This is a genomic window from Mesorhizobium sp. M1066 (genome assembly GCF_040318635.1).
Taxonomy (GTDB): Bacteria; Pseudomonadota; Alphaproteobacteria; order Rhizobiales; family Rhizobiaceae; genus Mesorhizobium.
In genome coordinates, this window is the sequence record NZ_JAMYMR010000119.1 from 1 (window position 1) to 949 (window position 949).

Genomic DNA, 949 nt, shown 5'->3' on the forward strand with positions numbered 1-949 from the left:
CACGTAATCATGCTCGACGTTGTTGGAAGACAGGTGGGTCTGAATGTCTTGGAGAATGGCAACTCCATGGGACATCCCATCTGCTCCGGAGTAGGTCATTACGAGTTGACCGGGTCGTTCAAAGCCGCTTACCGAGCCGCTCCCTGCAACGTTCTCGTAGGTGCCAGACAAATCCGGGGCCGACGTGAATGTCACCTTGAAGGGGGTGCCCCAGGCCGACGGGGGTGACATCCGTAAAGTCGGGACCGTAGTACACCGAGAGATACCATTCGCCCTCTGTAAGAGCGTTGGGGGCTTGCCCGAGCCCAAGGCGAGTGCATGCTCTTGTCGATGACAGTCCGAACGACGTTGGACGTGCCCTGCTGGATGCCTTCGCCGAAGCCGGTCCAGATGAAGGCGCCTACGGCCAACACAGCCACACCAGCAGGCCGAACCTCGCACCTGTTGACTTCGTTTCACGCCCGGGCTCGATTTCCGGCTGGTCCTGCATCCGCCCCTCGCAACGCTCGTCGGGAACAACTTGGGACCCGATTATGGGCCCCAAGGGATCGGTCAGCAGGCTTCCAGATGAACTTTCTTCTTCATGTGCATTCCTCCTCGACTCAAGGGCACTTGCCGTGCGGAGCCGAACACACGCAGTATGGCGATGATAACCCGATTGCGGCTTTCAAGTGTCCTCGCATCCCCCGAGGGCGCCACCTGATCTCTCAGGCAACCTTGTTCGGCGCCGCAGTTATTGAGGCGGCCGGCTTGGAAGCAGTTCCTTATGGCCCTCATGCATAAACCAGAGCACCCGTTTGAGATGACTGCGAAGGGCCTTACGGGCGCGGATTGGCTCTTTGACCGGATCGATACCCAGTACATCCAGCGCCATCTCCTCTTCGCTGGCTCTGTCGGCGCAAGCGTCCATGAGCTTCAAATAGAGCTCGATATGCTTGTCATCATATGC

The 949-nt window shown here is 58.6% G+C and carries 1 protein-coding gene; it reads right to left on the minus strand.

Annotated elements, in window-relative coordinates; all coding sequences use genetic code 11:
- Positions 1-733 precede the first annotated feature (733 nt).
- On the minus strand, positions 734-949 hold a 216-nt coding region (locus NKH52_RS35385; protein ID WP_352657842.1), incomplete at its 5' end, for a hypothetical protein.